This window comes from Streptomyces canus, assembly GCF_030816965.1.
Lineage (GTDB): Bacteria > Actinomycetota > Actinomycetes > Streptomycetales > Streptomycetaceae > Streptomyces > Streptomyces canus_E.
Genome location: NZ_JAUSYQ010000002.1, coordinates 9,641,286 through 9,665,950, shown reverse-complemented (window position 1 = coordinate 9,665,950; position 24,665 = coordinate 9,641,286). Strand labels below are relative to the sequence as shown.

Here is a 24,665-nt window from a genome sequence, read left to right as displayed (position 1 = left end):
GGCGGATTCAGTCGTGAGGGAAGGAGTGGTGCTCGTGGGCCACCAGCCAGCGACCGCGCTCCTTGCGCAGACCGAAGGTGAGTCTGAGCCGGAAACCGGGGTGTTCGGCGAGTTCCTCGGGGGTGGCGCAGCGCACCAGCGCGTGGGCGTAGGCGACGTCGGAGCCGGCGGTGATGTCGAGGGACTCGATGTCGAAGCAGGCCCCCTGGGCCTGCCACGCGAAGAAGGGCGGCCAGGCCGCGCGGTAGGCGGCGAGACCCCGGATGCCGTGGTGGGGCGGCGGCACGTCGAACATCACGAGGTCCTGGGCGTGATCGGCGATCACGCCGGCGAGGTCGCCGCGGTGGACGGCCGCGGCCCATCCGGTGATGAGGGCGCGGATCTGCGCCTCGTCGTCGGAGGCGTCGAAGTCGTCGGAGGCGTCGGAGAAGTCCTGGGGCACGGCTGGGGCTCCTTTCTCCCCTTCCGCCCTCCAGGGTGCCTGGCCGACCTGAAGTCGACGAATGACACACTCGAGGTGTGCCGCTGACCTTCGACGACCTCCTGACCCGCGCCCGTTCCCTCGCCGAAGGCGAGGGGCGGGCCGTCCTCGGCCTCGCCGGTCCCCCCGGCTCGGGCAAGACGACCCTCGCCGAGCATCTGGTGCGGGCGCTGAACGGCTCCGGGGACCCCTGGGTGGCGCACGTCCCCATGGACGGCTTCCACCTCGCCGACGTGGAGCTGGACCGGCTCGGTCTGCGTGACCGCAAGGGCGCGCCCGAGACCTTCGACGCGGGCGGGTACGCGGCCCTGCTGCGGCGGCTCCGCGAGGAGACGGACGGCGACGTGGTGTACGCGCCGGGTTTCGAGCGGGTGCTCGAGCAGCCGATCGCCGGGGCGATCCCGGTGCCGCCGACGGCCCGTCTGATCGTGACCGAGGGGAACTACCTGGTGCTCGGCACCGGCGCGTGGACGCGAGTCCGGCCCGCTCTGGACGAGGTGTGGTTCTGCGCGCTCGACGAGGACGAGCGGGTGCGCCGACTGGTCGCCCGGCACGAGGAGTTCGGCAAGACCCACGAGGAGGCGTTGGCGTGGGTGCTGCGCTCGGACCAGCGCAACGCGGAGCTGGTGGCTGCGACCCGGGACCGGGCCGACCTGGTGGTGCCGGTGGCGACGCTGCCGCGCGTCGACACACAGGTGTAAGCCCTTCAGCAGGCGGACAGCGTCAGTTCCGGCTCACCGTGGGCGTCGCCGCCGGGTCGCCGATGCGTGCGGTGAACGCCTCGGTATGCACCGTGAGGCCGGCGCCCTCGTGCTCGAAGATGGCCGTGAAGGTGCCCCCGGGTCCGTAGCGGACGGCGAAGACGTGCAGGTCGTCCGGGGCATCCGGGACGGGTCCGGCCTCCAGGGCGGTGGAGCTGACCAGGTGGCTCCAGCCCTCGTCGGGGTTGCCGTACCCGCGGCTCGCCGCACTCGGGCTCAACTGGGCGACATCCCGACGCTGTTGGGCGGACTCTGGGTGTTGTGTGCGCCCGGGGTCCTTCGCTTTCCCGGGCCTGCGGCTCGCACTGGAGTGCTAGGCACTGAGCCCTTTTCAGCCTCATTCGGGCTGCTGACGCGGCTCGCCCCTGGGCAAGCCGGGCGGAGGCTCTGGAGCGGGATGGCCTCCGTGCCCACCATGGTTGTTGAGATCCACGTGCCGTTGCTGCCGACGCCCGACCCGCCGGACCGCTCCTACCCGTTTCCCTAGATCGAGGAGGTCGAGGAATTCCTGTCCGATCTCGAAGACCACGAGGAGTTCGGTCCGGGACGACGGGTGGCGCTTCCACTGTCTGCGCCCTGAAGGCCGGTGCTGCGCCTCCGCCCTCCCTGCCCAGGGCAACCGTGAGGCGCTCCGCCCGATGCTGCGGGCCCTGCCCGAACGCGAACGGCAGATCCTCTGCATACGGTTCTTCTGCCACCAGCGGTTCTGCTGCGCGATGACGCAGAACCGCATCGGCCTCGCCTGCGCGACCAGGTGATGGCGGAGGCTTGCGGTTAGGCTCCAGGGACGCGCGGGGGCCGTAGCCCGTGGTCGGCGGTACCCTGCGAGCCCCCAGACGCGAGAGGCGCGCCGCGATGAGCAAGCAGGACAGCCGGGTCATCCATCACCCCGCAGTGGTTGCGCACCGCAACAGCCGTGCCGACAATGTCCAGTTGCGGATCGCCGACGCCATCACCAAGTTCGCCGGTTCGATGCCGTTCGTCTACCTCCACGCCGTCGCGTTCGTGGTCTGGATGCTTTTGCTCGAGAGCAGCCCCTGGCCCACGTTGACGCTCGTCGTGTCGCTGGAGGCGATCTTCCTCTCCGCGTTCGTCATGATCGGTCAGAACCGGCAGGCGGCCTTCCAGCAGATCAAGGCCGACCACGATTTCGTCGAGCAGGAGTTGGAGCTCAGGACCAACACCGAGCTGACGCGAGCGATCCACCTCATGACCACGGAGCTGCACCGCCGTCTGATCGAGGACGCCGCAGAGCAGTAACGGGGCCCCACCGGGGAGCGGGTCAGCCTCCTAGACCGTAGAGGGGTTCGGACTCGTCGATGAAGGCGCGGGCCACGTCGGCCAGGCGACGGTTGTGGGAGCGGGCGTAGCCGCGCAGCGTGGTGAACGCCCGCTCCATGTCGATGCCCTGGCGTTCGGCGAGCTTCCCCTTGGCCTGTTCGATCAGTACCCGGCTGTTCAGGGCGGCCTGCAACTGTTCGTTCAGCACGGTGCTGCGCTGGGTGGTGCGTTGTTGCAGCAGGCTGATGGTGGCGACGTCGGCCAGCGCCTGGGCGACGAGGGTGGCGGGCGGGTCGAAGGGGCCGGGCGCGGCCCGGAAGAGGTTAAGGGCGCCCACGGTCTCCTCCCGCAGGCGCATGGGCAGGGCCTGGACGGCGCCGAATCCCCCGCGGTGAGCAGCCGTGACGAAGCGCGGCCAGCGGTCGATCTCCCGGGTCAGGTCGGGGACGATCACCGGTGCGCCGGTGCGGAAACACGTGAGGCAGGGGCCCTCGTCGTTCTGGAGCTGGAAGAGCTCCAGCACACGCACCTGTTCGTCGGAGGCGGCCATGACGCGGAGTTTGCCGTCCCGGTCGGCGAGCAGCACCCCGGCGGCGCTCGCGTCGAGCATGCCGACGCAGCGGTCGGTCAGCAGGCGCAGGAAGTCGATGAGGTCGAAGTCGGCGACCAGGTTGTCGGCCAGCTCGACGAAAGTCTTGGACAGGAGCTGTTCATCCATCGTGGGCACCCTCGATTGAGACTAGTCCCGGCCCGAAGGGGCGGGAAGTACGGCGCGTTCCTCGATCGGCACCAGCGTCAGGGGTCCTCCCCGGCCCGGTCCGGCTCCGCGTCCGGGGGGAAACGAAGGCGACGGGCCACCACGTCCGCGGCCACGTCGCCCAGTCGGCGTCCCTGCGCGTAGGCGTGGGAGCGGAGCCGGACCAATGCATCTTCGATGCCGACGCCGAGCTGGACCGTGATCATCCCGCTGGCCTGGTCGATCTCCGCCCGGTACGCACCCAGGTCCTCGACGGGGCCATCACGCGGCCCGCCCGTCTCGTCGATGCGCGCATCGAGCAGCACCAGCGTCGCGAGATCGGCGAACGCCAGCGCGTCCGCCAGTTCCTCCGCGTTCAACCGGACCGGAACGCGGGCGTACAGGTCCAGGACTCCCGGGCTGATCGCCCCCATCTGCAGAGGGAGCGCGAACACCGCGCGGGCCCCGGCTTCCAGGGCCGCCTCGGCGAACACCATCCAGCGGTCCCGCAGGTCACGGGCGAGCAGATCGGGTGCCAGCACGGCCGAGCCGTGCAGGAAGGCGTCCACGCAGGGCCCCTCGCCCAGCGTGAGCTGGAGCTCTTCCAGTTGCTCGCTGACGCTGTCGGTGCTGCACAGCGGATGGCTCGGCGCGGTCCTGGACATCGCCGACACCCCGGCCCCGCCGACCGGCAGCGCGGCCACGGCCGCGGTGCACACATCCACCACACCGACTCGGGCACCGCGTCGGGCCGCCTGCTCCGCCACCAGCATCCGAATCCGCCCCGACCGGTCCTCAGGGCCCACCCGGACCACCGCCTCCCGGCATCGTGACAAGGTCCTCCAGTCTCGCCGCGGTACGTTCCTCGGCGGGAAACACCAGCGCGCGGAACGTGGCGGCGCCCAGTGGCCTGCGAAGCTCTCCGACGTCCAGCCACCCCCAGGAGTGGAGCGCGGCGAGAGCAGCGTGATCGGCCCCGACCACCAAGGTGGCGCCGAGCGAGGCCTGGTGGTCGGTCAACAGCCGCTCCTGCATGCGACGGGCCAGGCGCCGGTCCTGCGGGTGGGGGCGGATCAGGATGTCACTGAACGCGAAGGCCCTGCCGGACACCGTGAGGTGCCCGACGGTGCGCGGCATCACTCCGTCGAGACCGAGCCACCACGAGCCGTCGCCGCGGACCGGGAATCCGAAGGCGCATCCCATCAGGACGTCCGACTCGGCGATCACCATGGCGAATCCCGGGCTGCCCATGTCCGCGGTGACACGGTTCAGGAAGTCCTGGCGGCCGGGACGGCGGTACGCGTCACCCGGCGCCGTTGCACGGGAGTCCACGTACAGATCCGCCAGATCCTCACGGATGCCGTCCACCAGCCGACGGTCCAGCCGACGCAACCGCACCGGCGCCACGGCACAGGACTCGCCGTCCCCGGGCTTCCGTGGCCGTCCCCGCCTGGGCACGGCCGTCATCGGACATCACCGGAGAGGACAGGCGCAGGGGAGACAGACCGGCGCGATGGGGCTGGAAGGGGCCCGGCCGGGGTGTCGCCGACAGAAGGTTGCCGGGGGGCGAACTGAGAACCGAGGAGCAGGAACCCGCAGTCGGCGAGGCGGACGATACGCGTGAGCATCGGCGGCGGGTGGTGCAGTCGCAGGGTCCCGCCCGCAGCGGTGGTCTGCTGCGCAGCGTGGAGGAACGTGTTGAGTCCGCTGCAGTCGCAGAAGGTGACGAGGGCGAGGTCGACGTCGATGGTGCGGATGCCGTCGCGCAGGCACCACTCCAGGGACGCGCGCACCAGGGGCGCCGATTCCAGGTCGATCTCACCGACCAGGGTGATCAGCGTCCGTGTCCTTCGGTTATGGCGGTAGACGGTGAGCTGCGGCAGGGGCATGACGCCTCGGTTCAGAAGACCATCCGGCAGCGGCTCCGGTGGCGCCGGGGTTCCGGCCACCTGAGCATGCTCCCGGCAGGGGCGTAGGTTCAGTGGAGACAGAGCAAGGCCGGTCCGAAAGCCCGCACAGCAGGCCAGAAGACCACCCGGTTCCCTCCAGGAATGCGCCGGGTGACGGACCACGAGCCCGCTCCCTGCGACATCTGTGTCGAGCAACGACAAGCCGCCAGGGTCTGGGACGTCTGTACGGCAGCATAGTCCTCGGCGCGGTCCGGCGGGGCCCGGTAACCCGCCTGTTCCCGGCGCCCGGGGATGTGACGCCGTACTCGGGCATGTCCGACGCGTGGCGCGGTACTGGGCAAGAGACGCGAGACGCGGCGGCCGGACGGCCGCCGGGCATGTCAGTCCGTGCACCACCCGAGGAGGTGGCTTCGCATGACGGAACCGAACGGTTCGACCCTGCCCACACCCGGCCCGGGAGAACCCCGCACCAGTCTGGGCACGACACCGCACGCCGCACGCCCCCGGCTCCAGGAACCACCGGAGACCCGCGGCCGTACGACCATCGCCGACGGGGTGGTGGAGAAGATCGCCGGCATCGCCGCACGGGACGTCCCCGGAATCCACGCGCTGGGCGGCGGGTTCGTCCGCACCATGGGCGCGATGCGCGACCGGGTCCCGAGCGGGCATACGAGCGCGGGGCGTGGCGTCAAGGTCGAGGTCGGCGAGAAGCAGACTGCCATCGACCTCCAGGTCGTCGTCGAATACGGGGTGAGCATCACCGACCTCGCCGCGGAGGTCCGTGAGAACGTGATCGCAGCGGTGGAACGGATGACGGGTCTGGAAGTCGTCGAGGTGAACATCGCGGTCAACGACGTGCACCTGCCGGACGAAGACGCGCAGGAGATCCGCGAGGACCGGCTGCGGTAGGGCCTTGGCCGGGCGACACGGGCGCGGCACGGCGTCCGGGCCGCCTCCGCGGCCGGCTCAGCAGGACAGGGCTGGGGACCCTGTCACGGACCCGGCGGCCGTCCCGTCCCGATGCCCTGCAAGTGGCCGCGCGTCGGCGAAGCGGTCAGGTCCGGTGGACCCGGCCGGCCACGTCGTGACCGATCAGCAGGTAGACGGCAGCGGGCAGGCCGTAGTTGACCGCGGTGCGCCAGTTGCCCGACCGGACGGTGAACTCAGAATCGGTGCCGCGATGTCCGCGATGACGGAGGTGACCCCGCGGGGCCTTCGGCCGTAGCGTCTGGACATATCCAACGACTAGCCCTGCCGACGGAGTTGAACCCTCACCGAAGGGCTTGGGTGGCCGCGTCGCAGACGACGCCGACGGGCCGGCCCTCCAGACCGAGGGAGGTCAGCGGCGCGCCAACTGCCGTTCGCCTGCCGCGCCGGACTGGTAAGGCAGTCCGTAGTGCTTGAACACCGCTTCCTCCTGCTCGGCGGGCAGCACGTCGTCGGTGCCGATCGAAGGGGCCTGCTTCACCAGCGTTCTGACATAGCCGACCCTGAGATAGCCCGGCCCGGCGATCGCGTTGTCAATGGGGACGAAGACCAGACGGTGCCGGGTGGGCAGTCCGGTCCGCACCGTGGCCATGGCAGGCTCGTCGGTGGTGGTGTCCACATAGATCGCCTCCAGGACACCGATCTTGTGCGACTCGGCGTCGACGACATCGCGGTTGCGCCACTCTCGGACGTCAGCTGCGTGAATCATGACCTCTCCCTACCTGGACGACTTGCCTGGTTGTCGTGAGTCGCGCCCCTGGCCTTCCACATGAAATCGCCGCACCGTACGACGTAGCGCCCGCTGCATCTGCTCCGGGAGCGACTTGCCCTCCCAGGCGGCGACCAGGGCCGCGGCCACCTCCGGAAGTTTGGTGTCGCACTGCCGCGAGATGTCGACCAGCAGGTTCCTGGCAGCTCCGCGGCTGCAGGGGGTCAGGACCATCACCATGCCGCGAGCCTGGTCGATGACCGCACGGCCGGCCAGCGCCCGCCGCAGCTGATCGTTCTCGGCGCGCAGTGCGACGAGGTCCTGCCCCGCCGATGCGTTCCCCCACGTGGCCTCGGCCCGCAGGTTCCACCAGTCCTCTTGGAGCACGGTTGTGCGTTGCATGGCCTGTACCTCTCTCGAATTATCGAATTCGACCTCTCCGGTCTGGAATTGAGCAGTCCCGGCTGGTGGCTGTCTGCCCACGCACGGGTCACCCGTGGTGTTCATGGTCCCGTCGGTCCTCGCGCCGACGGCGCGCCCAATTCTGGCGGGTGTAGCGGCGGTCCCAGCGGTCCTGACGATCCCTGCGTTCCCGGTAGTCCCGGTAGTCCCGGGGGTTCCGGTAGTCCCCGAGATCGGAGCCGCCGCCACGGCTCCGGCCTCCGCCGCGCTCGCGGCCGTGCCGCGTGGCACCGTAGGCCAGCACCGCCGCGGCCACCCACCAGATGGGATGGAGGAAGCCGAAGCCGAACAGAACGGAGATGAGGATGAGAAGCAGGACGAACACGGTGGGCCTCCCCGGGAGCGGGACACGGCATCGATACCGGGGACTGGGGCCTCACCCCACAGCGTAGTCCTGCCCAGCGGATACGGATACGGATACGGACACGGAAACGGCGTGACGTAAGTGCCTCCTGCCCGGCACGGATGGCTACTTGACACCTGTCGGGAAACTGCCGGGAGGTCTAGCGTGCGACATGCCGCCCCGGCCCCCGGCAGCGTCGCACCGCCAACGCGCTCCCCAGAGGGCGCACCCCGCGCATCGGTGCCGGAACCCGCCGCGTCACGAGCGAGGCCGTTCCCGCACGCGTCCGCCGTCACGAGATCCCGGCGAAACGCCGATGCGCCTCAAGCGGGCAACGACCTGCCGCCCGCCGCGTCGCAATGCATCCCAACCAGGCGGTACACATGTACGCGCCGATTGTTCCTGCTTCGACTCCTTTCATCCTGCTTGTTGTGGTGATGGCTCTTTCATGGTGGGAAGACCACATCCTGCCGTCGCCGCCGACCGAGCCGGCCGAATCCCCCGGCGAGGCTTCACTCACCCCGGCGCAGCTCCCGGAACTCGCCCGTGTCGACACCACGTTGACAGGGGAGGTTGCCGGGCGTTGACTGGCAGCACGGCGTAGGGCCATGCCGCTCCGGAAGGTATCGGGGTGAGGCATTCCTCCTCCCCGCTTCGCCCGGACCCCGCGGAATCAAGGAAGTCCCCGCGATCTGGAGGCCCGGCGATGATCTGGATTCTTCTCCTTCTGCTGATCCTGGTGGTCTTTGGGTTCGGCTTCACGATGCAGATCCTGTGGTGGGTCGCCGCTGTTCTACTGGTCGTCTGGATCGCCGGCTTCGTGATGAGCGGGCGCGGCCGTGGCCGCCGCCGGTAGTCCGTTCCGGAGTTCGGCGCTGCCCGCAGGGACCCACTCACCAGACAAACAGGAGGCCGGCCATGAGTGTCGGACAGACCATCAAGCACAAGACACAGGCGTTCAAGGGCAGGGTCACCGAACGCATCGGCCGGACCACCCGCACCAGGCGGCTGCGGCGCGAAGGCAGGACCGACCGGGTCTCCGGAAAGCTGAAGCAGTCCGGCGACAAGGCCAAGGACGCGTTCAAGCCCTGACCATCAACGCCCCGGGTGGTGCCCACGTCGGGCGGACACCACCCGGCAGGCCCGAACGCCCGATCAGCCGACAGGAATCGACGGCAATGAAGCAGACCAGAGTGCGAACCGAGCGCCGGAACAGCCAATCATGATCATCACCGTGATCATCGCCGTGGCCCTCATCGGCCTGGCCGTCCTCCTCTACCCCGGACGTGGACGAACCCAGGGCGGTGGCGGGCAGGCACTGAAGCGCCGCTTCGGCCCCGAGTACGCCCGCGCAGTCGCCGACCACGACGGCGACACGAGGGCCGCCGAACAGGAACTCGGCAAGCGTGTGAAGGAGCACGGCCTCCTCGCACAGCAGCCGCTGACGCCCGCGGCCCGCGAGCGCTACATGACGCGATGGGCCGCCGTCCAGGAGCAGTTCGTCGAATCACCGCAGCAGGGCGTCACCGAAGCGGACGCACTGCTGGCCCGCCTGGCAAAGGACCGCGGCTTCCCCGACGGCGAGCGGTTCGAGGACCAGATCGCCGCGCTCTCCGTCCACCACGCCCACTACGTCCAGGGCTACCGCAGCATGCACACGGCGGCCCACGAGCCGAGCGGTACCGAGGACATGCGGGAGGTGATGGTCGACGCCCGAAGCCTCTTCGAAGCACTGGTCACCGAGCAACCGGTCAGCCCGCCCCGGCCATCCGCCCCGACGGCCGAGGCAAAGCGCCGTGGCCAATAACCCGGCGTCACGCGAGGGAAGCAGCACGTGATGTCCCACGACGCCGAATCGGAAATCTGGTCGATCGAGGGCCAGAAGACGCAGTTCGCCATTAACTCGCTTCCAGGGGCACGCCTTCGCCTACAAGGCGGCGTTCACGTCGCGGGTGACCGGCCACGAAGCTGTGTGGAGGTTCAACACCACGTACAGCGACGTACGTGAGCTCGCCGGACTGATCTACCGGCGTTCCGGTGACCGGCCTCACCGACCCGTGCCAGCTGTGAAGTGGCGTCGGTCAGGCCGTACTTGGCGATCGATCCAGCGGGACTTCGGAGCCGACCAGGCCGTGGGTGGCGTGGAACACGGGTGTGGTGGCCAAGGAGGCGGGCGTCGGGCCCGGCACCCTGTACCGGCACTTCCCCACCCGGGAAGCGCTGCTGGCGGCTGTGCTGCTGACGCGCTCCGAGGAGCTGGTGGCCCGCCAGGCGGACATCGATCAGGTGCCGCCGATGTCGTACGCCTCCGGGGCGTCCGGGAGGTCGTGCAGCGGGCCGCGCTGGTGAAGCAGGTGCACGAGAGGGTCAGTCCTTCTTGGCGGAGGTGGCCATGGGGCGGTTCGCCGAGGTCACACGTCAGGTGCGGACCGGCGGGCGCGCAGGGCGACGGTCAGGGTTTGCGGGCCGTTTCCCCCGATGTAGACACGGTTCCCGGTCGTCGCGTCGGTGCCGCCCACCACGCTGTAGTCCTGGCCAGGGTCGTAGCGCAGAACGTCACTCCGGTCCGGCCCGGCGAGTGGTTCGCCCGCCTCGACGCCGGCCTCGACGCGGATCTCGTCGTCGCCGACCCGGTAGGTCATCGGCCCGGTCGTCAGGCACCAGCGTCCGTCGCCGATCGGTACGGCGCCCTCTGTCACGCCGCCCGGCCGGAAGGTCAGTTCGAGGGCCCAGGGCACCCGTGGTCCGCTGATGTCGATCCGCAGGTCCGCACCGTCCTCCCGCAGGTCCACCTCGACGCCGGTCGTGTGCGAGACCTCGTCCCGAGGCCGGTCGGGGAAGGCCATCGCGGCCGAGAAGCGGCCCTCGTCCGTCATCCGGTAGACGCCGCCGTCCTGTCGCCGATCCGGTGGGAGCGGCTGGTAGTAGGCGGCCGTGAGGGTTTCGGTGAGCCGGTAGCGGTTGTCGGTGAGCTGTTCCATGTCGGCGGCGCGGAACGGGCCCAGGTCGAAGAACCCCCGCGTCAGACGGACCGCGTCGAGGACGGCGTCGCCGGCGAAGAGCCGCAGGAAGGTGGGATTGCAGGCGAGGCCCGAGCGGATGCGCCGGTGCTCGGGCACGTCGGAGCCGCCGTACACGACCGTGTGCGCGGTGGCCGAGGCGCGTGCGGCGAGGCGCGCGGTGGTGAGGTACCGGTCGCGCGGAAGGGCCTCCGCAGCCGGGGCCGGCAGGGCGTGGCACAGGTCCGGGGTGAGGAGGGTCTCGGCGAGCAGGTCGGGGTCGTCGATGCCGCCGGCGGCCGCCAGCCGCGCCACCCGGGCGAAGTCGCCCCGGCCGGTGCGGATCGCGAGCAGCCGGTAGTGCGGCAGGTAGGGCGCCAGCGGGAACGGGCGGTTCTGGTCCTGCCGTCGCGAGTGGACGGTCTCCACCGTGCCGTCCGGCCTGATCAGGTCCAGGGTCGTGGCGAGATTGCGTTCGACGGCGTACAGCAGGTCGGCGCGGCCGAGCACTTCGGCCAGCAGCAGCAGCGAGGGGTTGGACACGTGGGCCGCGTAGTTGGCGCTCCGTTCCGAGTACAGGCCCTCCGCGTCGATGTCGACGCCTTCGGCGAGCCACTCCTCGATGCGGTCGAGCAGCCGGTCGTCGGGGAACGACCGGTGCAGCCGGGCCAGCGCCGCGCACAGTTCCCAGCGGTGGTTGGGGGTGTGCACCCCACCGGTCAGGAGAGCGCCGGAGGCGGCGCCGGCGATCTCGGCGAGCGCGGCCGTGACCTCGCTCAGTTCCGGCCCGGCGCCGGCCGCGAGGACGTGCGCGTCGCACACGTCGTTGACGGTGAAGGCGGAGTCGGGCGGGGACTGCACGTTGTCGCCGCCGGCGAAGAGGCCGGTCGTGGTCTGCGTGGCCCGCAGGACACGCAGATGGGTCATCGCGGCGGCAACGGCCTGCCTGCTGCCGTGCAGAGCCGAGTCCGGGGAACGGTGTGCCGCGACCAGGGTCTTCACCCGCCGCGCCAGACCACGGTGCGGCACACCGGCGGGTTCCTCGTCGGGGCCGGCCGCCAGCGGGGCGGCCGTCCGGTCGGCGGCGCGGGCCACCGCGCGGACGAACTCGTGATCGAGCGGGGTGGGCACGGTCAGTCCTTCAGTCCGGCGTTGATGTCGGCGCTCATGACGTAGCGCTGGAAGACCAGGAAGATGGCGATCAGAGGGATCATGGAGATGACCGATGCGCCGAGCAGTACCGACCAGTTGATGTTCTGCGCGCCGACGATGCTCTGGATGCCGATCTGCACGGTGAACTTGTTGGGGTCGTTCAGCATCAGCAGCGGCCAGATGTAGTCGTTCCACCGCCACTGGAAGGACAGGATGGCGAGGGTCAGCATGATGGGCCGGGAGAGCGGCACCATGATCCGCAGGAAGATCGACAGTTCGCGGGCGCCGTCGATGCGTGCGGCTTCCACGAGTTCGTCGGGAACCGTCAGGAAGAACTGGCGGAACATGAAGCATCCGGTCGCGGTGAGCACGGCCGGGAGGATGATGCCGGCGAAAGAGTTGTAGAGGCCGAGGTTGCGGACCACCAGGAACTCCGGGGCGAGCATGACCTCGGACGGCAGCATCGTGGTGGCCAGGATGCAGAGGAAGAAGACCTTGAGCCACTTGTTGTCGTACTTGGCCAGCGCGTACCCGGTGCAGCAGCTGACGCCCACCGTGAGGATCGTGGTGATCACGCACACGATGGCCGTGTTGATGAAGTACTGGGAGAAGTTGGCACTGTCCCACGCCGCCTTGAAACCCGACAGGGTGGGATTGTGCGGAACCAGCGTCAGCGGATAGGAGAACAGATCCGAGGCCGGCTTGAGCGAGCTGAGGATGAACCACAGCACCGGCAACCCGTAGAGACACGCCATGATCCACAGCAGTGTCGTCGCGGGCACCGCCCGCCGGAGCCCACCGCTGCCCGTGCTGCGGGGGCGCTTCTTGGAGACGGCCCGTCCGGGACCGGCGTCGACCGGGCGTGGGATGTCTGTGGTTGTCATCGGTTCTCCACCCGCCGGTTGACGATCAGCTGGATGATCGCCACGGCCATCAGGATGAGCATGAGCACGAACGACGCGGCGCTCGCGTAGCCGATCTGGCCCCGTTTGAAGCCGGTCTCGTAGATGTACTGGACCATCAGGTTGTTCGACGTTCCGGGTCCGCCGTTGTTGAGGGCGACGAACACCGGGTATTCCTTCATCGCGTTGATCGTGTTGAGCAGGATGACGATGAACGAGGTGGGCGCGATGCTCGGCAGCGTGATGCTGACGAACTGGCGCCACGGGCCGGCGCCGTCGAGCGAGGCCGCCTCGTAGTACGACACCGGCACGTTCTTGATCGCCGCGATGAACAGCAGCATCGAGAAGCCCGTCCAGGCCCAGGACGCCGCCATCACCACCACGAGCAACGACAGGTCCGCGTTCGACTGCCACGGAACGGCACTTCCGCCGAGCTTCTCGATGACGTAGTTGACCAGTCCGAAGTTCTCACCGAACAGCCAGCGCCACAGGACACCCACGACGATGGGCGACAGAAGCCACGGGATGAAGAAGATGACGCGGGCGACCGACGCGCCCTTGGCGTGCTTGTTCACCACCAGGTTGGCGGCGAGCAGCGCGAGCGCGAAGTTCAGCGGCACGAAGAGCACGGCGTACAGCAGCGTCCGGGTCAGCGCGTCGTAGAAGGTGGAGTCCCCGAACAGGTTGTGGTAGTTGTCCAGTCCGATGAACTGGAACGCCCCCACACCCGTGTAGTTCGTGAAGGAGTAGACGAGCCCGATCACCGCCGGCCAGACGAAGAACAGCGCGAAGAGCACGACATTGGCCGCGATGAGGACGAGCGGCGCGACGATGTACTTGTTGCGTCTCCTGGGCGGGCTCACGGACACGTCCGAGGCGCGTTTTGTCATCTTCCTGACTCCGTGCTGGTGGAATGGATTGCTGCGGGCTCAGTCCATGAGCCCGGCATCACGTGGGCGTCCAGGGCCGGGCGGCGGTGGATCGGCTCCGCCGCCCGGCCCTGTGGCCCACGATCAGCCGCCGACCTGCTGGTTGTAGCCGTCCACGATGTTCTGCAGGGCCTTGTCGGCCGACTGCTGGCCGTTGATCGCCTTGCCGAGCTCCGTCTTGGTCGGGTCCTCGGTGAGGCTCTTGCCCTTCAGCACCCAGTTCGTCTGCGCGGTGTTGAAGTAGCCGGAGATCGGGGCGTAGAGCGGGATCGACTCGTTGTACAGCTTGAACGCCGCCTGCGCCGCCTCGGACTTGAAGGGGTACTTCGGGCTCAGACCGCTCTCGACCGGCAGGAACCCGGACGCCTCGCACAGCGCCTGGTAGTGGGCCGGCTCGTACAGCCAGGACAGGAACTTCGTCGCGGCGCCGGCCGCGTCGCCGTTGTTGTTGAAGCCCACCGTCAGGCCGCCGCTGTTGACGTCGCTTGCCTGCACCGGCTGGGCGGGGGTCGGAACGCTCGCCCACTCGAACTTCTTGATGCTGTCCGCGAAAGCGGGAACCTGCCACACGCCGGACCAGTAGGCGACGACGTCACCGCTCTGGAACATGGCCGACGGGTCGGCGCCGCTGGTCCACACCGACTTCGGCATGGTCTTGTCGTCGTTCCATCCGACGAAGGTGTTCACGGCCTTCTTGGTCGCCGCGTCCGCCGAGAACTTGCCGGAGGAGTCCGCGTGGACGTACTTCCCGCCCATCTCGTACACCATGGCGCGCAGCCGGGACGGCGACTGGTCGAACGTCAGAGAGTACTTGGCGCCGGTCTTCTCGCGGACCTTGTTCGCCGCGGCGATGAAGTCGGTCCAGGTCCAGGTCTTCGACGGCGAGGCCGGGAAGGAGACGCCCGCCTTCTCGAACAGCGACTTGTTGATGAACAGGCCGGACGCGGTGACGTCCGAGGGGATGGCCAGCACCTTCCCGGACGAGTCCTTGGCGAGGAAGTTCGAGTTGATCTTGTTGCTCTTGTTGTTGGCGATGGACTTGAGGTCGATCAGCTTGCTCGACCAGATCGGGTCCAGCGCCGGCACGGTCGCCACGTCGGGCAGGGAGTTCGCCTGCGCGGCGTTGTGCAGCTTCGTCGTGTAGCCGTCGTAGGGGATGTTGACGAGCTTGAGGTTGACGCCGGTTTCCTTCTTGTACTGCGCCACCATCTTCTTCCAGCCCGCGTCCTGCCCCGGAACCGTGGAGATCCAGAACGTCAGGGACTTGGAGGTGCCGCCCGAGTCGCCTCCCGACCCGCAGGCGGAGAGCAGCATGACACCTGCCGTGCCTATGGCAGCGAGGGGGGCCAGGCGGTGCATGCCGCCGCGGCCGAGTCGGCGGGAGCGCCGCACACCTACAGTGGTCATCTTCGATCCCTTTTTCGTCGTAGGGGACGGAGCACGGCGCCGACGGAGGCGGCACGGGTGCATTGTGCAGGAGGGTCTGCTTTCCGAGGGCGCGGCCTCGCCCGGCCGCGTCATCCTGAAGGGCGAGGGTCCCCGGCCGTCATGGCCGCTGCCGCACGAGCACGCCCTGGTGCGGTTGCCGTACCTCGAGTACGGGCGGGACGCTCGCTCCAAGCCGGCGTCCCGGCCGACTTAGAAAGCGCTTGTCCGGACATTGGCAGACCGAGTCCGAAACCGTCAATCCTTCGTCCGTGCCGCCTGGGTCACGGTTTGGACTCCTCGGGCGACCGCGAGCCGGGCGGCGCCCACGACGGTGCCGAGATCACCGACCTGGCTGCTGACCACCTCGGTGGGCCAGCTGAGCCGCTCCAGCTCGGCCCGCACACCGGGCAGGAGCTGCGGATACGCGCCGGTGCTGCCGCCCAGCACGAGCAGTCCCGGGTCCAGTACGGCGGTCACGGCGGCGGCCAGTCGGCCCACGTCCACGGCGTGTCTGTCGACGACCGCGCGGGCCGCGGCACTGCCCTGTCCGGCGAGGGCGAAGAGCCGCTCGGCGGTGCGGGGGCATGCGCCGTCGGATGCGGGCCAGGCCGCGGCGGCCCGGCGCAGCAGGGACCGGGAGCCGATGTATTCCTCCAGGGCCTCGTGGCGGGGCTCCAGGCCGTCGTCCCAGGGGTAGGGCAGCCGGGCGACCTCTCCGGCCGCGCCGTTGGCACCGGCCAGCACGTGTCCGCCCACGACGATGCCCAGACCGATACCGACGCCGATCCGCAGATAGCCGAAGGTGTGACGGCCGCGGGCCGCGCCCTCGTGCAGTTCCGCGAGCGCGGCGCAGTTGACGTTGTTCTCGAGGTGGACGGGCACTCCTGGCGGCAGCGCGACGGCCACCGCGTCGAAGACGGGTCCGGCCTTGGCGGTCGCCGGACGCACGGTGCCCTCTTCGGCCCGTGCGGTGACGTCACCGACGGCCACGACGATGGCACGCAGCGGAGCGTCGGAGCGCAGCGCGGACAGGGCGTCGCGCACCACGTCGGCGGCCTCCTCCCGGGGGCCGGTGGCCTCGGCGAGGAGGGTGCCGTCCAGGGCGCAGGCGCGGACCCGGGTGACGGCGGGGCCGAGGTCGACGGCGAGTACGGCACCCGCGGCCGGGCCGAGGCGGTAGACGGCGGCGCTGCGGCCCGTACCGCCGGAGGAGGTGCCGGAGTGGGCGGCGAGGTGGACGCCCTCCAGTTCGGCGACGGCGGAGGAGACCGTCGGCTTGGACAGCCGCGCGAGGCTCGCCAGCTGCGGCCGGGTCGCGGTGCCGGCCTGGGCCAGCACCGCGAACACGGCGCTGGCGCTTTCGGTCAGACGGGGGGTTCCAGCCACGTCGTGTTCCACACTTCCCCCAGGTCACAGGCCACTCTCCCGAGCCGAGCGGCTCGGCGGGAGGCGGCGATGGGTTGCTCCGGCGTCTTGCGTTCCCGCCCGGGACGGGGGGCCCGGGAACTCGAGTGCGTGACGCCTATTGACACGCACTGTACTTCGTTAGTTAACTTCCTAACGAACGTCACGGTACTCGCCTGCCGTGGTCCGTCAGAGGCCCGTCCCGGGGCTTCCCTAGCTCTCCAACTGCCTTGCCCTCCGGCCCGGTTCGCCCACCGTCGCAGCACACAGCGCAACGACGAAAGAGGTTCCGTGCAGGACACCGCACCCCTGGTTGTCGGCATCGACGTGGGCGGCACCAAGACACAGCTCCGCGCGTTCGCGGGCGACATCCCTGTCGCCGATCACGTCCGGTCCAGCGGCGGCTGGCGGCCCCACGACCCGGTGGCCGCCGCCGGGTGGCTGGCCGCACTGGCCGCGGACGCGCTTCCCGCCGGCGCACGCCCGTCCGCCCTCGCCGTCGGCGGGCACGCCTGCGAGACCCCGCGCCAGTGCGCACAGATCCGCACCGCTCTCCAACTGCACTTCGACGCGCCCGCGCTCGTCGTGGGCGACGCCGAACTGCTCGCTCCCGCGGCGGGACTGGACAAGGGCGTCGGCCTCGTGGCCGGCACCGGATCCGTGGCCGTGGGCCGGTTCGCCGACGGCACACCGGTCCAGGTCGGCGGCTGGGGCGCGCTCCTGGGCGACGAGGGCGGAGCCGCCGGCCTCGTCCGCGAGGCCGTACGAGCCGTATGGGCGGCGCACGACCGCGGGGAAGAGCCCGACCCGCTGGCGCTCGGTCTGCTGTCCGGGTTCGACGTCCCCGAAGTGCCCGCGCTCGGCGCCGCGCTGGAGCACGCCACGGCCGCCTCCGCCGAGTGGGGCCGGCACGCCCCGGCCGTCTTCGCCGCCGCCGAGGCCGGATCCCCGCTCGCCCGCACCGTGATCGCCGAGGCGGGCCGCGCCCTGGCCGGGCTCGTCGAACGGCTCGCCGCCCGCGGGGTGGTGGTCGACGATGTCGTGGTCGCGGGCAGTACCGTCCTCGCCCAGCCGTCGCTGTACGACGCCTTCGTGTCGGCGCTGGCCGACGGCGTGCCGTCGGCACGGCCGCGTCCTCTGCGGGCGCCGCCGGTGGACGGCGCGGTGGCGATGGCTCGTTCACTTCTGTGACATCCGCCGGACGCCGAGTCTCCTCCGGTCCGACATGACTCGCCCGTAGATCTTCGCTCGTACGACGTCAGAAAGCGCATTCGGCGCACGTGTCGTCTGACGCATCATGAGTCGCATCCGCACCACCTCCCCGGCCGTACGGCCGCAGAACTCCAGAGAGGCAGATCCATGCCGTCATCCGCCGGGCAGCACTCCCCCTCGTCGCTCACCGAACGCGGCGTGAAGCGAAGGGGATTCCTCAAGACGTCCCTGGGCGCCTCGGCCGGCATCCTGGCCGCGCCCACGTTCGCCTCCTGGCTGGGCGCCGCGGACGCCAAGGCCGCCACCGCCCCCGCCGCTTTCGTGGACGACTACAAGTCCAACGTCATGGCGAACCTGACGCCCGAGACCAACGCGGTGGTGCGGGTCCTCGGCGGTTTCGCCCGCATATGGAAGACCGGCGACACCTGGAACACGGGCACCCCGCTGCGGCCCGAGGTGCTGCGCGCCAACATGCGCTACTGCGCTCGCCTCACCCAGGCGCGCACCGAGGCGCAGGCGAAGGAGGCCTTCCTCTACGACCGCCAGCACCAGAGCTACGCCATGATCGGCGGCCTCGGCCCGCTCGCCGGCCTCTACCGGTCCGGCGCCAAGGCGGTCACCTCGATCACCAGCGCACCCGACACCGCCCCGCCGACCACGATCAGCGACGCCGTTCCGGCCGACGCCCCCGCGGGCTCCGCGCTCGGCGCCGGCTCCTACGACTCCTCGCTCGGCCAGGTGGCCAAGCTGGTCGACACCGTGCGCGGCCCGTACGCCTCGGGCAACCCCGGCAAGTACGCCTTCCAGTACCCGCGCCCGTGGCGCATGAACGAGGACAGCGAGGTCGTCGACACGGGCGCGAAGGACGCGCTCGGCTTCCCGGTCTACGACTCGGAGGTGATCGTCGCCACCCAGCTGCTGCGCCAGCGCAGCACCTCGCCGGTGGACGACGGCGGCTTCCCCAGCGGCCACACCAACGCCTTCCACCTGGCGGGCCTGGCCTTCGCGTACGCCGTACCGGAGCGCTTCCAGGAACTGGTCACCCGCGCCTTCGAGCTGAGCCACACCCGGATCATGTCCGGCATGCACTCGACGGTCGACGTCATGGGCGGGCGCATCATGGCCACCGCGCTGGCCGCCGCCACCCTGGCCGACGCCGCGAACGCCGACCTCAAGGCCGCGGCGCGGGCGCAGGCGCTGAAGTACTTCACCGAGCAGACCGGCACCACGGCCGACACGCTCTTCGCCTACGCCCACTCGGACGCCGCCGACGCGTACGCGGACCGGGACGCCAACGCCCGTTCCGTGGGGCCCCGGCTGACCTATGTGCTGAACCGGGACGGCGGCAACCAGCCGTTCACCGTACCCAAGGGCGCGGAGGTGCTGCTGGAGACGCGGCTGCCGTACCTGGACGCGGCGCAGCGGCGTGAGGTGCTGCGGACCACCGGGCTGCCCTCCGGCTATGTCCTGCTGGACGGCTTCGAGCAGTGGGGCCGGCTCAACCTGTTCGCCGCGGCGGACGGGTACGGCTCCTTCGACTCCGACGTGACCGTCACCCTGGACGCGGCCTCGGGCGGCTTCCACGCGGCGGACGCCTGGCGCAACGACATCGGCGGCTGTGGCGGTCTGACCAAGCGGGGCAGCGGCACGCTCACCCTGACCGGCCACAACCGGTACACCGGCGGAACCGTGCTCAAGGAAGGTGCGCTGGTCGCCGGTTCGGCGCACGCGCTCGGCCACGGCGACGTGCGGGTGCAGGGCGGGAAGCTGACGGTGGGCGGCACGTCTCTGCAGGTCCACGGGACGTACAGCCAGGAGGGCGGCGCGCTGGAGCTGACCCTGCGGTCCGGTCAGGAGCCGGTCCTGGAGGTGACACGGCGCGCGGTGCTCGGGGCGGGCAGCGTCCTCTCGCTCGAGCTGGACGCCGACAAGCCGCCGACGGCCGGGCGCACGGTCCGTGTCCTGGGCTGCCAGGGACTGCGTGGCCAGTTCGACCGCGTCGAACTGAACTCCGACACTCTGCGGGCCGTACCCGTCTACACGGCGGAAGGTCTGTCGGTACGACTCCTGAAGCGGTGACGTCCGCGCGGGGCGGGAGCTGATGCGAGAGTGGCCCTCATGAGCCGGCTCCGGATCGCTCCCGCCACCGCCAGGCCGGTCTCACCGCGGGGCGGATGATGGCGAGCGAGCAGCAGACGGCCCTGGACCCGGTCCCCGCGTCCAGGGCCCGCGACGGCAAGGTGCGGCAGCCGCGACCGGCCCGGCGGTGGCTGGTACCGCTCCTCGTCGTCGTGCTGCTCGCCCAGATGGCCGCCGTCATGGCGACAACCGCCGTACAGCAGACCCCGACGATCGACGAACCCGTCTACGTGGCCACGGCCGCCGAGTACCTCCACGGTCAGGGCATCCGCTACAACCCCGAGCACCCGCCGCTCGGCAAGCTGGTCGTCGCCGTCGGGGTGGCGATCACCGACCCGCACGTGGACACGGCGTTCGACGGGCCCCAGATCGACCTGGGCCCCCACCTGCTGTACGAGTCGGGCAACGACCCCTGGCGGCTGATGTTCTGGGCCAGGCTCCCGGTGATCGTGCTGACGCTGCTGTTCGGGCTGGTCGTGTTCGCCTTCGCCCGGGAACTCGCCGGCAGGGCGGCGGGCCTCACGGCGCTCGCCCTGTACGCCTTCTCCCCCGACGTCGTCGCCCACGGTTCCCTGGCCACACTCGACGTGCCGACGGCCGGGTTCCTGCTCACCTCGGTGTGGCTGCTGTGGCGGGCCCGCCTGCGGCCACGGCGGTACGTGCCGCTCGCCGGTCTGGCGCTCGGCGCGGCACTGGCGACGAAGATGAGCGCGCTGCCGGCCGTGCCGGTCCTGGTGGCACTGGCCGCGCTCTCGGTGTGGAGCGCGCGTCGCGGTGACGAGACACGCCGGCGGCTGCTGCGCGTCCTCGCGGGGGCCACCGTTGTGGCTCTGGCCGCCGTCGCCGTCGTATGGGCCTCGTACCTGGTGGTCGATCCGCGGCTGCGGTGGACGTCCCAGGACCAGGTGCCCGTGGTGCACGGCCTGCGGGGGACCCTCGTCGATCTGCTGCCGTTCCCCCAGGCCTACGCGGACGGGATGCGCCTCCAGTTCCGTTTCGAGAACCACCCGTGGGAGGGCTTCCTGTTCGGGCGGATGTACACCGGGCACCTCTGGTACTACCTGCCGGCGGCGCTCCTGGTGAAGACCCCGCTGGGCCTGCTCGCCCTGTGGGCCGCCGGTGCCGTGGTGCTGGTCGCGGTACGGCGGCTGCGGCCCGCCGCGCCGTATCTGCTCGTGCCCGCCGGGGTGCTGCTCGCCTCGGCCATGACAGGGTCACGCGACTTCGGCACCCGGTACGCGCTCTTCCTGCCCATGTTCCTGGCGGTGGCCGCCGGGTGTGTGGTGGCGGTGCGCCGACGCCTGTCGAGGGTCGTGACCGGGGCGCTGGTGCTGTTCGTCGCGGTCAGCTCGCTGCTGACTTTTCCCTTCTACCTGCCGTACTCCAACGAGGCGTTCGGCGGACCGGCCCGCACCCATCTGCGGCTGCACGACTCCAACGTCGACTGGGGACAGGACCTCGGCGGGCTCGCCGAGCGGCTGCGCGAGCGCTATCCGGACGAACGGATCTGGCTCGTCTACAAGGGCAGCGGGCTACCGTCCGCCTACGGCATCGAGGCGTCCGATCCGCGCGAGGTCCCGGTGGACGACGTGCACGGACTGCTGGTCGTGTCGGACTCCTCGGTTGCCAAAGCGAAGGGCCGACTGGCCGAGCTGATCGACAGCAGCCGTCCGGTCGACGAGGTCGGTCACTCGATCACGATCTATCGCCGATGATCGCCGCACTGGGCGTGAGACCCGCCCGCTCAGCGGATCGCCTGCTGGAATCCCTCAGCGCTCACATGCGGCATCGCCGCGCTCGTCACGCGGTAACGGCCGTTGGGCACGTGGTCGGACCTGGAGATGTGCACGGTGAGCGGGCCCGCCCATTCGTAGCCCTGCCGCTCGCCGTGCCGGGCCAGGCTGTCCGTGAGCGCCTGGCCCACGCTGCTGCCCCGGCGCACCAGTTCGTCGTAGGCGAAGTCCGCGAGCTCCACGTCGTACGCGTTCGGGACCACCACCCGGCTCTCACTGCACACGACCACGTGGCTGTCGCACTCGCGCCGCAGCGCCTCGACGAGTTCGACGGGCTCCCGGTCGAGGACCCTCGCCCACAGTGCCTCCCATCCGTGCTCCATGGCCTGTTCCAGCGTGCTCAGCGCACTCATTGCGTCTCTCCTGCCCAAAGATCCGGTTTCGCGTGCGGCGTCATTCCTGGGCGAAGTCGTCGGGCTCCACCCGCGCCTCCTCGAACGCCTCGCGCAGCGTGCGGCCGCTTCCGCCGGGGGCCAGGGGTGTGTCCTCGTCGCCGGTCCGCAGCTCGGGCCGGTCCTTCTCGGGGACGGTCATACGGGATGCTCCTCGGATGTCGTCGAAGGGGGTGCGCAGGGGCGGGTTCCCGTCCGGCGGCCAGGTATCCGTCCCTCCCGGTGCAGCCGGATGCTTTCGTACAAGCGCTGGTCACCGAGGGGTGTGAGCTATGTTGACTCCCCGTGGCAGACAAAGGAGGCGCCTCGGTGTCATCGCCGCAGCAGGCACGCGCACAGGCATCCGCGATCACCTCGGGCAGGACCGCACCGGAAGCGGAGGCCGCCCCGGCCTCCCAGCTCAGGACTCTCTTCGACAGGCCCCGGCTCTCCCCGGGGCAGCGGCGCATCGCGCAGTACCTGATCGAGCACATCACCGAAGCGGCGTTCCTCTCCATCACCGATCTCGCCGAGCGCGTCGGCGTGAGCCAGCCCTCGGTGACGCGGTTCGCCGCGGCCGTGGGCTTCAGCGGCTACCCCGCCCTCCGGGAGAAACTCCAGTCGATCGCGCTCAGCACCCTCGCCGGCGGCCCGATCGCGGACGACGAGTCGCGCGGCAACGAACTCCAGGCCGCGGTCGACGCGGAGATCGAGAACCTGGAGAACCTGCGCCGCGACTTCGCCGACCCGGACCGGATGATCGAGCTCGGCCGCAAGCTGTCCGAGTCGACCCCGCTGACCATCCTGGGCCTGCGCATCTCGGCGTCCCTGGCCGAGTACTTCGCCTACGCGGCCCGGCGTATTCACCCCGACGTGCGGGTGGTCACCCGCGGCGGCAGCGTCGCCTACGACGCTCTCCTGCAGTCCCGTGAGGCGGGCGGCACCTGGGTGCTCGCGTTCTCGATGCCGCGGCACGCCCAGGAGACCCTCACCGCGCTGCGGGTCGCCCGCAGCGCCGGCCTGAAGGTCGCCCTCGTCACGGACCTGGCGCTCGGGCACGTGGCCGACGAGGCAGACGTCCTCTTCAGCACCGGCACGGGCTCCCGGCTGGTCTTCGACTCCTACGCGGCACCCGGTGTGATCGCCGCCGCCCTGCTCCAGGCCATGACCGACGCCGACCCCGAGCGCACCCAGGCACGGCTCGAGGAGTACGAACAGATCTCCGACCAGCACCAGTTCTTCCTCAGGGACTGACCCCTCCGCCCCCGGTCATACGGATGCACAAGGGGACCATCCGTAATAAATCGAGCATGAATGTTTTCATACTCCTTGCCAAGCGGACGGCATATATAAATACTTCTCACGGATCACCCCCGGGACCACTCCGGGACCCGTCCGCACCCCTGTCCCCGTCCCACCCCCCACCGCCCGAGAGGGCTCCTGTACGGACATCCCGAGCCGTCGTCACCTACCCGCGTCGGCGCCCGGGATGTTCGATGGGCCTCGCCTGCACGCGAGCCCTTGGCGGCCCCGGTCATCCCCTAGACCGGGGCCGCACAACCCCTCGGACCACCCGCACGACGCCGTACACCCGGAAGCGATCACCATGCCCCTGACGACCACGCGGACCACCACCCGTACCGGCCCGGACTGGCCGTGCCAGGTCAAGACGCCCGGCAGCTACGACTGGGAGCGCTCCGCGGCCAAGTGGCTGCGCGAACTGGTGCCGGCGCGGTACGCGAGCTACCCGGCCCTGATGCGGCACGCCGTACTCCTCGCCCGGCACGCGCAGATCCAGGTGCAGCACGAGATCCGGGTCGCCCGCACCGCACTGCAGACCGCCCGGGCGGACCTGCCGTCGCTCGGGCTGCCGGAGTCGGTCATCGAGCACACGATCAAGCTGTACGCCGCCGAGGTCCTCCAGCTCCAGCACATCGCCCGCAGCATCCGTGCGGTCACCCAGGCCCTGGTCGACCACCACCACGGGCGCTGACCCTCCCCGAGGGCATGACCCACGCCGTACGTGGGACCCGTGGTGACCATGAGCACCACCGAAGTACGGCGCGGGGATCCGGTCACCACGGTCCTCACCTGGGAGGTGCGCCCCGGTCGGGAGCAGGAGTTCGAGCGCTGGACGCGCGGGATCACCCGCTGCGCCAGAGGCTTCCCGGGCAATGAGGGCGTGTCCTGGCTGCGCCCCGAGGACGGTCACCGCTTCCACGCGGTGCTGCGCTGGTCCGACGCACACCGGCTCACCGCCTGGCTGGAGTCGGACGAGCGGGCGGCCTGGCACGCGCGGATCGACGACATCGCCATCGAACTCGGCAGCGAACGGCAGTCGACCACCGGGCTCGAGACCTGGTTCAGCCTGCCCGGCACCACGGTGCGGCCCCCGGTCCGCTGGAAGATGGTGCTGACCACGTTCCTCGGCGCCTTTCCCTGCACGCTGCTGATCCAGTGGCTGGTGACGCCCCGCACGGCCGCCTGGCCGCTGCCGCTGCGGGCCGCGATGTTCCCGGTGGTGCTGCTGCCGGTACTCACGTACCTGGTGATGCCACTTCTGAGCCGGCTGCTGCGAAGGTGGCTGTACCCGCCGCCCGACCACTGACCCCGCCGCGAACCGGGGCGCGCGGCCTGTTCCGTCAACCGGCGGGCTCACCGGTGGG

General features: G+C 70.3%; 28 protein-coding genes and 2 pseudogenes. 14 read left to right on the top strand and 16 right to left on the bottom strand.

The genetic code is table 11. The features are described from left to right. Positions 1-7: 7 nt before the first annotated feature. Positions 8-442, bottom strand: coding sequence for a YybH family protein (locus QF027_RS45200; RefSeq protein WP_306973040.1), 435 nt, complete (start codon positions 440-442; stop codon positions 8-10). A gap of 77 nt (positions 443-519) precedes the next feature. Between QF027_RS45200 and QF027_RS45195 the strand changes: the two genes are divergently transcribed. Next, positions 520-1,182: a nucleoside/nucleotide kinase family protein gene (locus QF027_RS45195; RefSeq protein WP_307081325.1), complete on the top strand. Its 663-nt coding sequence runs from the start codon at positions 520-522 to the stop codon at positions 1,180-1,182. A gap of 5 nt (positions 1,183-1,187) precedes the next feature. Here the strand turns inward: QF027_RS45195 and QF027_RS45190 are convergent. Continuing rightward, positions 1,188-1,450: pseudogene (locus tag QF027_RS45190) on the bottom strand (hypothetical protein); the annotation flags it as partial. Positions 1,451-2,097: 647 nt separating this feature from the next. Between QF027_RS45190 and QF027_RS45185 the strand changes: the two are divergent. Then, entirely contained in the window at positions 2,098-2,502 is a 405-nt protein-coding gene (locus QF027_RS45185) for a DUF1003 domain-containing protein (RefSeq protein ID WP_306973044.1), read from the top strand. 22 nt (positions 2,503-2,524) lie between these two features. Here the strand turns inward: QF027_RS45185 and QF027_RS45180 are convergent, their stop codons facing one another. The 4 genes from QF027_RS45180 to QF027_RS45165 all read right to left on the bottom strand — a co-directional run bounded on the left by QF027_RS45180 (position 2,525) and on the right by QF027_RS45165 (position 5,148). Then, entirely contained in the window at positions 2,525-3,241 is a 717-nt protein-coding gene (locus QF027_RS45180; RefSeq protein WP_307081321.1) for a GAF and ANTAR domain-containing protein, read from the bottom strand. 77 nt (positions 3,242-3,318) lie between these two features. After that, a complete protein-coding gene (locus QF027_RS45175; RefSeq protein ID WP_307081319.1) occupies positions 3,319-4,032 on the bottom strand; it encodes an ANTAR domain-containing protein in 714 nt (237 codons plus the stop codon). Positions 4,033-4,054: 22 nt separating this feature from the next. Then, a complete protein-coding gene (locus tag QF027_RS45170) occupies positions 4,055-4,627 on the bottom strand; it encodes a hypothetical protein (protein WP_307081318.1) in 573 nt (190 codons plus the stop codon). Positions 4,628-4,722: 95 nt separating this feature from the next. Next, complete coding sequence (locus QF027_RS45165) at positions 4,723-5,148, bottom strand: STAS domain-containing protein (RefSeq protein WP_306973051.1); 426 nt, start codon at positions 5,146-5,148, stop codon at positions 4,723-4,725. Positions 5,149-5,583: 435 nt separating this feature from the next. On the opposite strand from QF027_RS45165, the gene QF027_RS45160 reads away from it, so the two are divergent. Beyond that, positions 5,584-6,078 carry an Asp23/Gls24 family envelope stress response protein gene (locus tag QF027_RS45160; protein ID WP_306973052.1) on the top strand — a complete coding sequence of 165 codons (495 nt, stop codon included), beginning with the start codon at positions 5,584-5,586 and terminating at the stop codon, positions 6,076-6,078. A gap of 430 nt (positions 6,079-6,508) precedes the next feature. Here QF027_RS45160 and QF027_RS45155 read toward each other — a convergent pair whose 3' ends face one another. The 3 genes from QF027_RS45155 to QF027_RS45145 all read right to left on the bottom strand — a co-directional run bounded on the left by QF027_RS45155 (position 6,509) and on the right by QF027_RS45145 (position 7,652). After that, positions 6,509-6,865, bottom strand: a complete 357-nt coding sequence (locus QF027_RS45155; protein ID WP_307081316.1) for a PRC-barrel domain-containing protein — start codon at positions 6,863-6,865, stop codon at positions 6,509-6,511. A gap of 9 nt (positions 6,866-6,874) precedes the next feature. Next, positions 6,875-7,267, bottom strand: a complete 393-nt coding sequence (locus tag QF027_RS45150; protein WP_306973055.1) for an ANTAR domain-containing protein — start codon at positions 7,265-7,267, stop codon at positions 6,875-6,877. Between the two features lie 88 nt (positions 7,268-7,355). Then, complete coding sequence (locus QF027_RS45145) at positions 7,356-7,652, bottom strand: hypothetical protein (protein ID WP_307081314.1); 297 nt, start codon at positions 7,650-7,652, stop codon at positions 7,356-7,358. A 401-nt stretch (positions 7,653-8,053) separates the two neighbouring features. Between QF027_RS45145 and QF027_RS45140 the strand changes: the two genes are divergently transcribed. The 5 genes and pseudogenes from QF027_RS45140 to QF027_RS45120 all read left to right on the top strand — a co-directional run. Further along, a complete protein-coding gene (locus tag QF027_RS45140; protein WP_307081312.1) occupies positions 8,054-8,257 on the top strand; it encodes a hypothetical protein in 204 nt (67 codons plus the stop codon). A 119-nt stretch (positions 8,258-8,376) separates the two neighbouring features. Beyond that, positions 8,377-8,526, top strand: coding sequence for a hydrophobic protein (locus QF027_RS45135; RefSeq protein ID WP_307081310.1), 150 nt, complete (start codon positions 8,377-8,379; stop codon positions 8,524-8,526). A gap of 62 nt (positions 8,527-8,588) precedes the next feature. Next, positions 8,589-8,762 (top strand): CsbD family protein, encoded by a 174-nt coding sequence (locus tag QF027_RS45130; RefSeq protein WP_306973058.1) that lies wholly within the window; start codon positions 8,589-8,591, stop codon positions 8,760-8,762. Positions 8,763-8,892: 130 nt separating this feature from the next. Beyond that, complete coding sequence (locus QF027_RS45125; protein WP_307081308.1) at positions 8,893-9,477, top strand: hypothetical protein; 585 nt, start codon at positions 8,893-8,895, stop codon at positions 9,475-9,477. 350 nt (positions 9,478-9,827) lie between these two features. Next, positions 9,828-9,953: pseudogene (locus QF027_RS45120) on the top strand (helix-turn-helix domain-containing protein); the annotation flags it as partial. A 128-nt stretch (positions 9,954-10,081) separates the two neighbouring features. Here QF027_RS45120 and QF027_RS45115 read toward each other — a convergent pair. The 5 genes from QF027_RS45115 to QF027_RS45095 all read right to left on the bottom strand — a co-directional run bounded on the left by QF027_RS45115 (position 10,082) and on the right by QF027_RS45095 (position 16,466). Next, positions 10,082-11,800: a hypothetical protein gene (locus QF027_RS45115; protein ID WP_307081306.1), complete on the bottom strand. Its 1,719-nt coding sequence runs from the start codon at positions 11,798-11,800 to the stop codon at positions 10,082-10,084. Positions 11,801-11,802: 2 nt separating this feature from the next. Beyond that, entirely contained in the window at positions 11,803-12,705 is a 903-nt protein-coding gene (locus QF027_RS45110; protein ID WP_306973063.1) for a carbohydrate ABC transporter permease, read from the bottom strand. Next, entirely contained in the window at positions 12,702-13,613 is a 912-nt protein-coding gene (locus QF027_RS45105) for a carbohydrate ABC transporter permease (RefSeq protein ID WP_306973064.1), read from the bottom strand. The genes QF027_RS45110 and QF027_RS45105 overlap by 4 nt, the downstream gene beginning before the upstream one ends. A 123-nt stretch (positions 13,614-13,736) precedes the next feature. Further along, a complete protein-coding gene (locus QF027_RS45100; protein ID WP_306973065.1) occupies positions 13,737-15,059 on the bottom strand; it encodes an extracellular solute-binding protein in 1,323 nt (440 codons plus the stop codon). Between the two features lie 276 nt (positions 15,060-15,335). Further along, entirely contained in the window at positions 15,336-16,466 is a 1,131-nt protein-coding gene (locus QF027_RS45095; RefSeq protein ID WP_306973066.1) for an ROK family protein, read from the bottom strand. 309 nt (positions 16,467-16,775) lie between these two features. Here QF027_RS45095 and QF027_RS45090 point away from each other — a divergent pair, with 309 nt between their 5' ends. From QF027_RS45090 to QF027_RS45080, 3 genes are all read left to right on the top strand, one after another. Continuing rightward, positions 16,776-17,675: an N-acetylglucosamine kinase gene (locus QF027_RS45090; protein WP_306973068.1), complete on the top strand. Its 900-nt coding sequence runs from the start codon at positions 16,776-16,778 to the stop codon at positions 17,673-17,675. A gap of 168 nt (positions 17,676-17,843) precedes the next feature. Beyond that, a complete protein-coding gene (locus tag QF027_RS45085; protein WP_307081304.1) occupies positions 17,844-19,775 on the top strand; it encodes a phosphatase PAP2 family protein in 1,932 nt (643 codons plus the stop codon). A 95-nt stretch (positions 19,776-19,870) separates the two neighbouring features. Further along, on the top strand, positions 19,871-21,550 hold the full coding sequence (locus QF027_RS45080; protein WP_307081302.1) for an ArnT family glycosyltransferase: 1,680 nt from the start codon (positions 19,871-19,873) through the stop codon (positions 21,548-21,550). A gap of 29 nt (positions 21,551-21,579) precedes the next feature. Here the strand turns inward: QF027_RS45080 and QF027_RS45075 are convergent, their stop codons facing one another. Both QF027_RS45075 and QF027_RS45070 read right to left on the bottom strand, forming a co-directional pair. Further along, on the bottom strand, positions 21,580-21,981 hold the full coding sequence (locus QF027_RS45075; protein ID WP_306973074.1) for a DUF3662 domain-containing protein: 402 nt from the start codon (positions 21,979-21,981) through the stop codon (positions 21,580-21,582). Positions 21,982-22,021: 40 nt separating this feature from the next. After that, positions 22,022-22,162, bottom strand: coding sequence for a hypothetical protein (locus QF027_RS45070; RefSeq protein ID WP_306973076.1), 141 nt, complete (start codon positions 22,160-22,162; stop codon positions 22,022-22,024). 167 nt (positions 22,163-22,329) lie between these two features. On the opposite strand from QF027_RS45070, the gene QF027_RS45065 reads away from it, so the two are divergent. From QF027_RS45065 to QF027_RS45055, 3 genes are all read left to right on the top strand, one after another. Continuing rightward, positions 22,330-23,253, top strand: coding sequence for a MurR/RpiR family transcriptional regulator (locus tag QF027_RS45065; protein WP_307081300.1), 924 nt, complete (start codon positions 22,330-22,332; stop codon positions 23,251-23,253). A 352-nt stretch (positions 23,254-23,605) separates the two neighbouring features. Beyond that, positions 23,606-23,992: a hypothetical protein gene (locus QF027_RS45060; RefSeq protein ID WP_307081299.1), complete on the top strand. Its 387-nt coding sequence runs from the start codon at positions 23,606-23,608 to the stop codon at positions 23,990-23,992. A gap of 48 nt (positions 23,993-24,040) precedes the next feature. Continuing rightward, positions 24,041-24,607 (top strand): antibiotic biosynthesis monooxygenase, encoded by a 567-nt coding sequence (locus QF027_RS45055; RefSeq protein WP_307081297.1) that lies wholly within the window; start codon positions 24,041-24,043, stop codon positions 24,605-24,607. Positions 24,608-24,665: the final 58 nt, after the last annotated feature.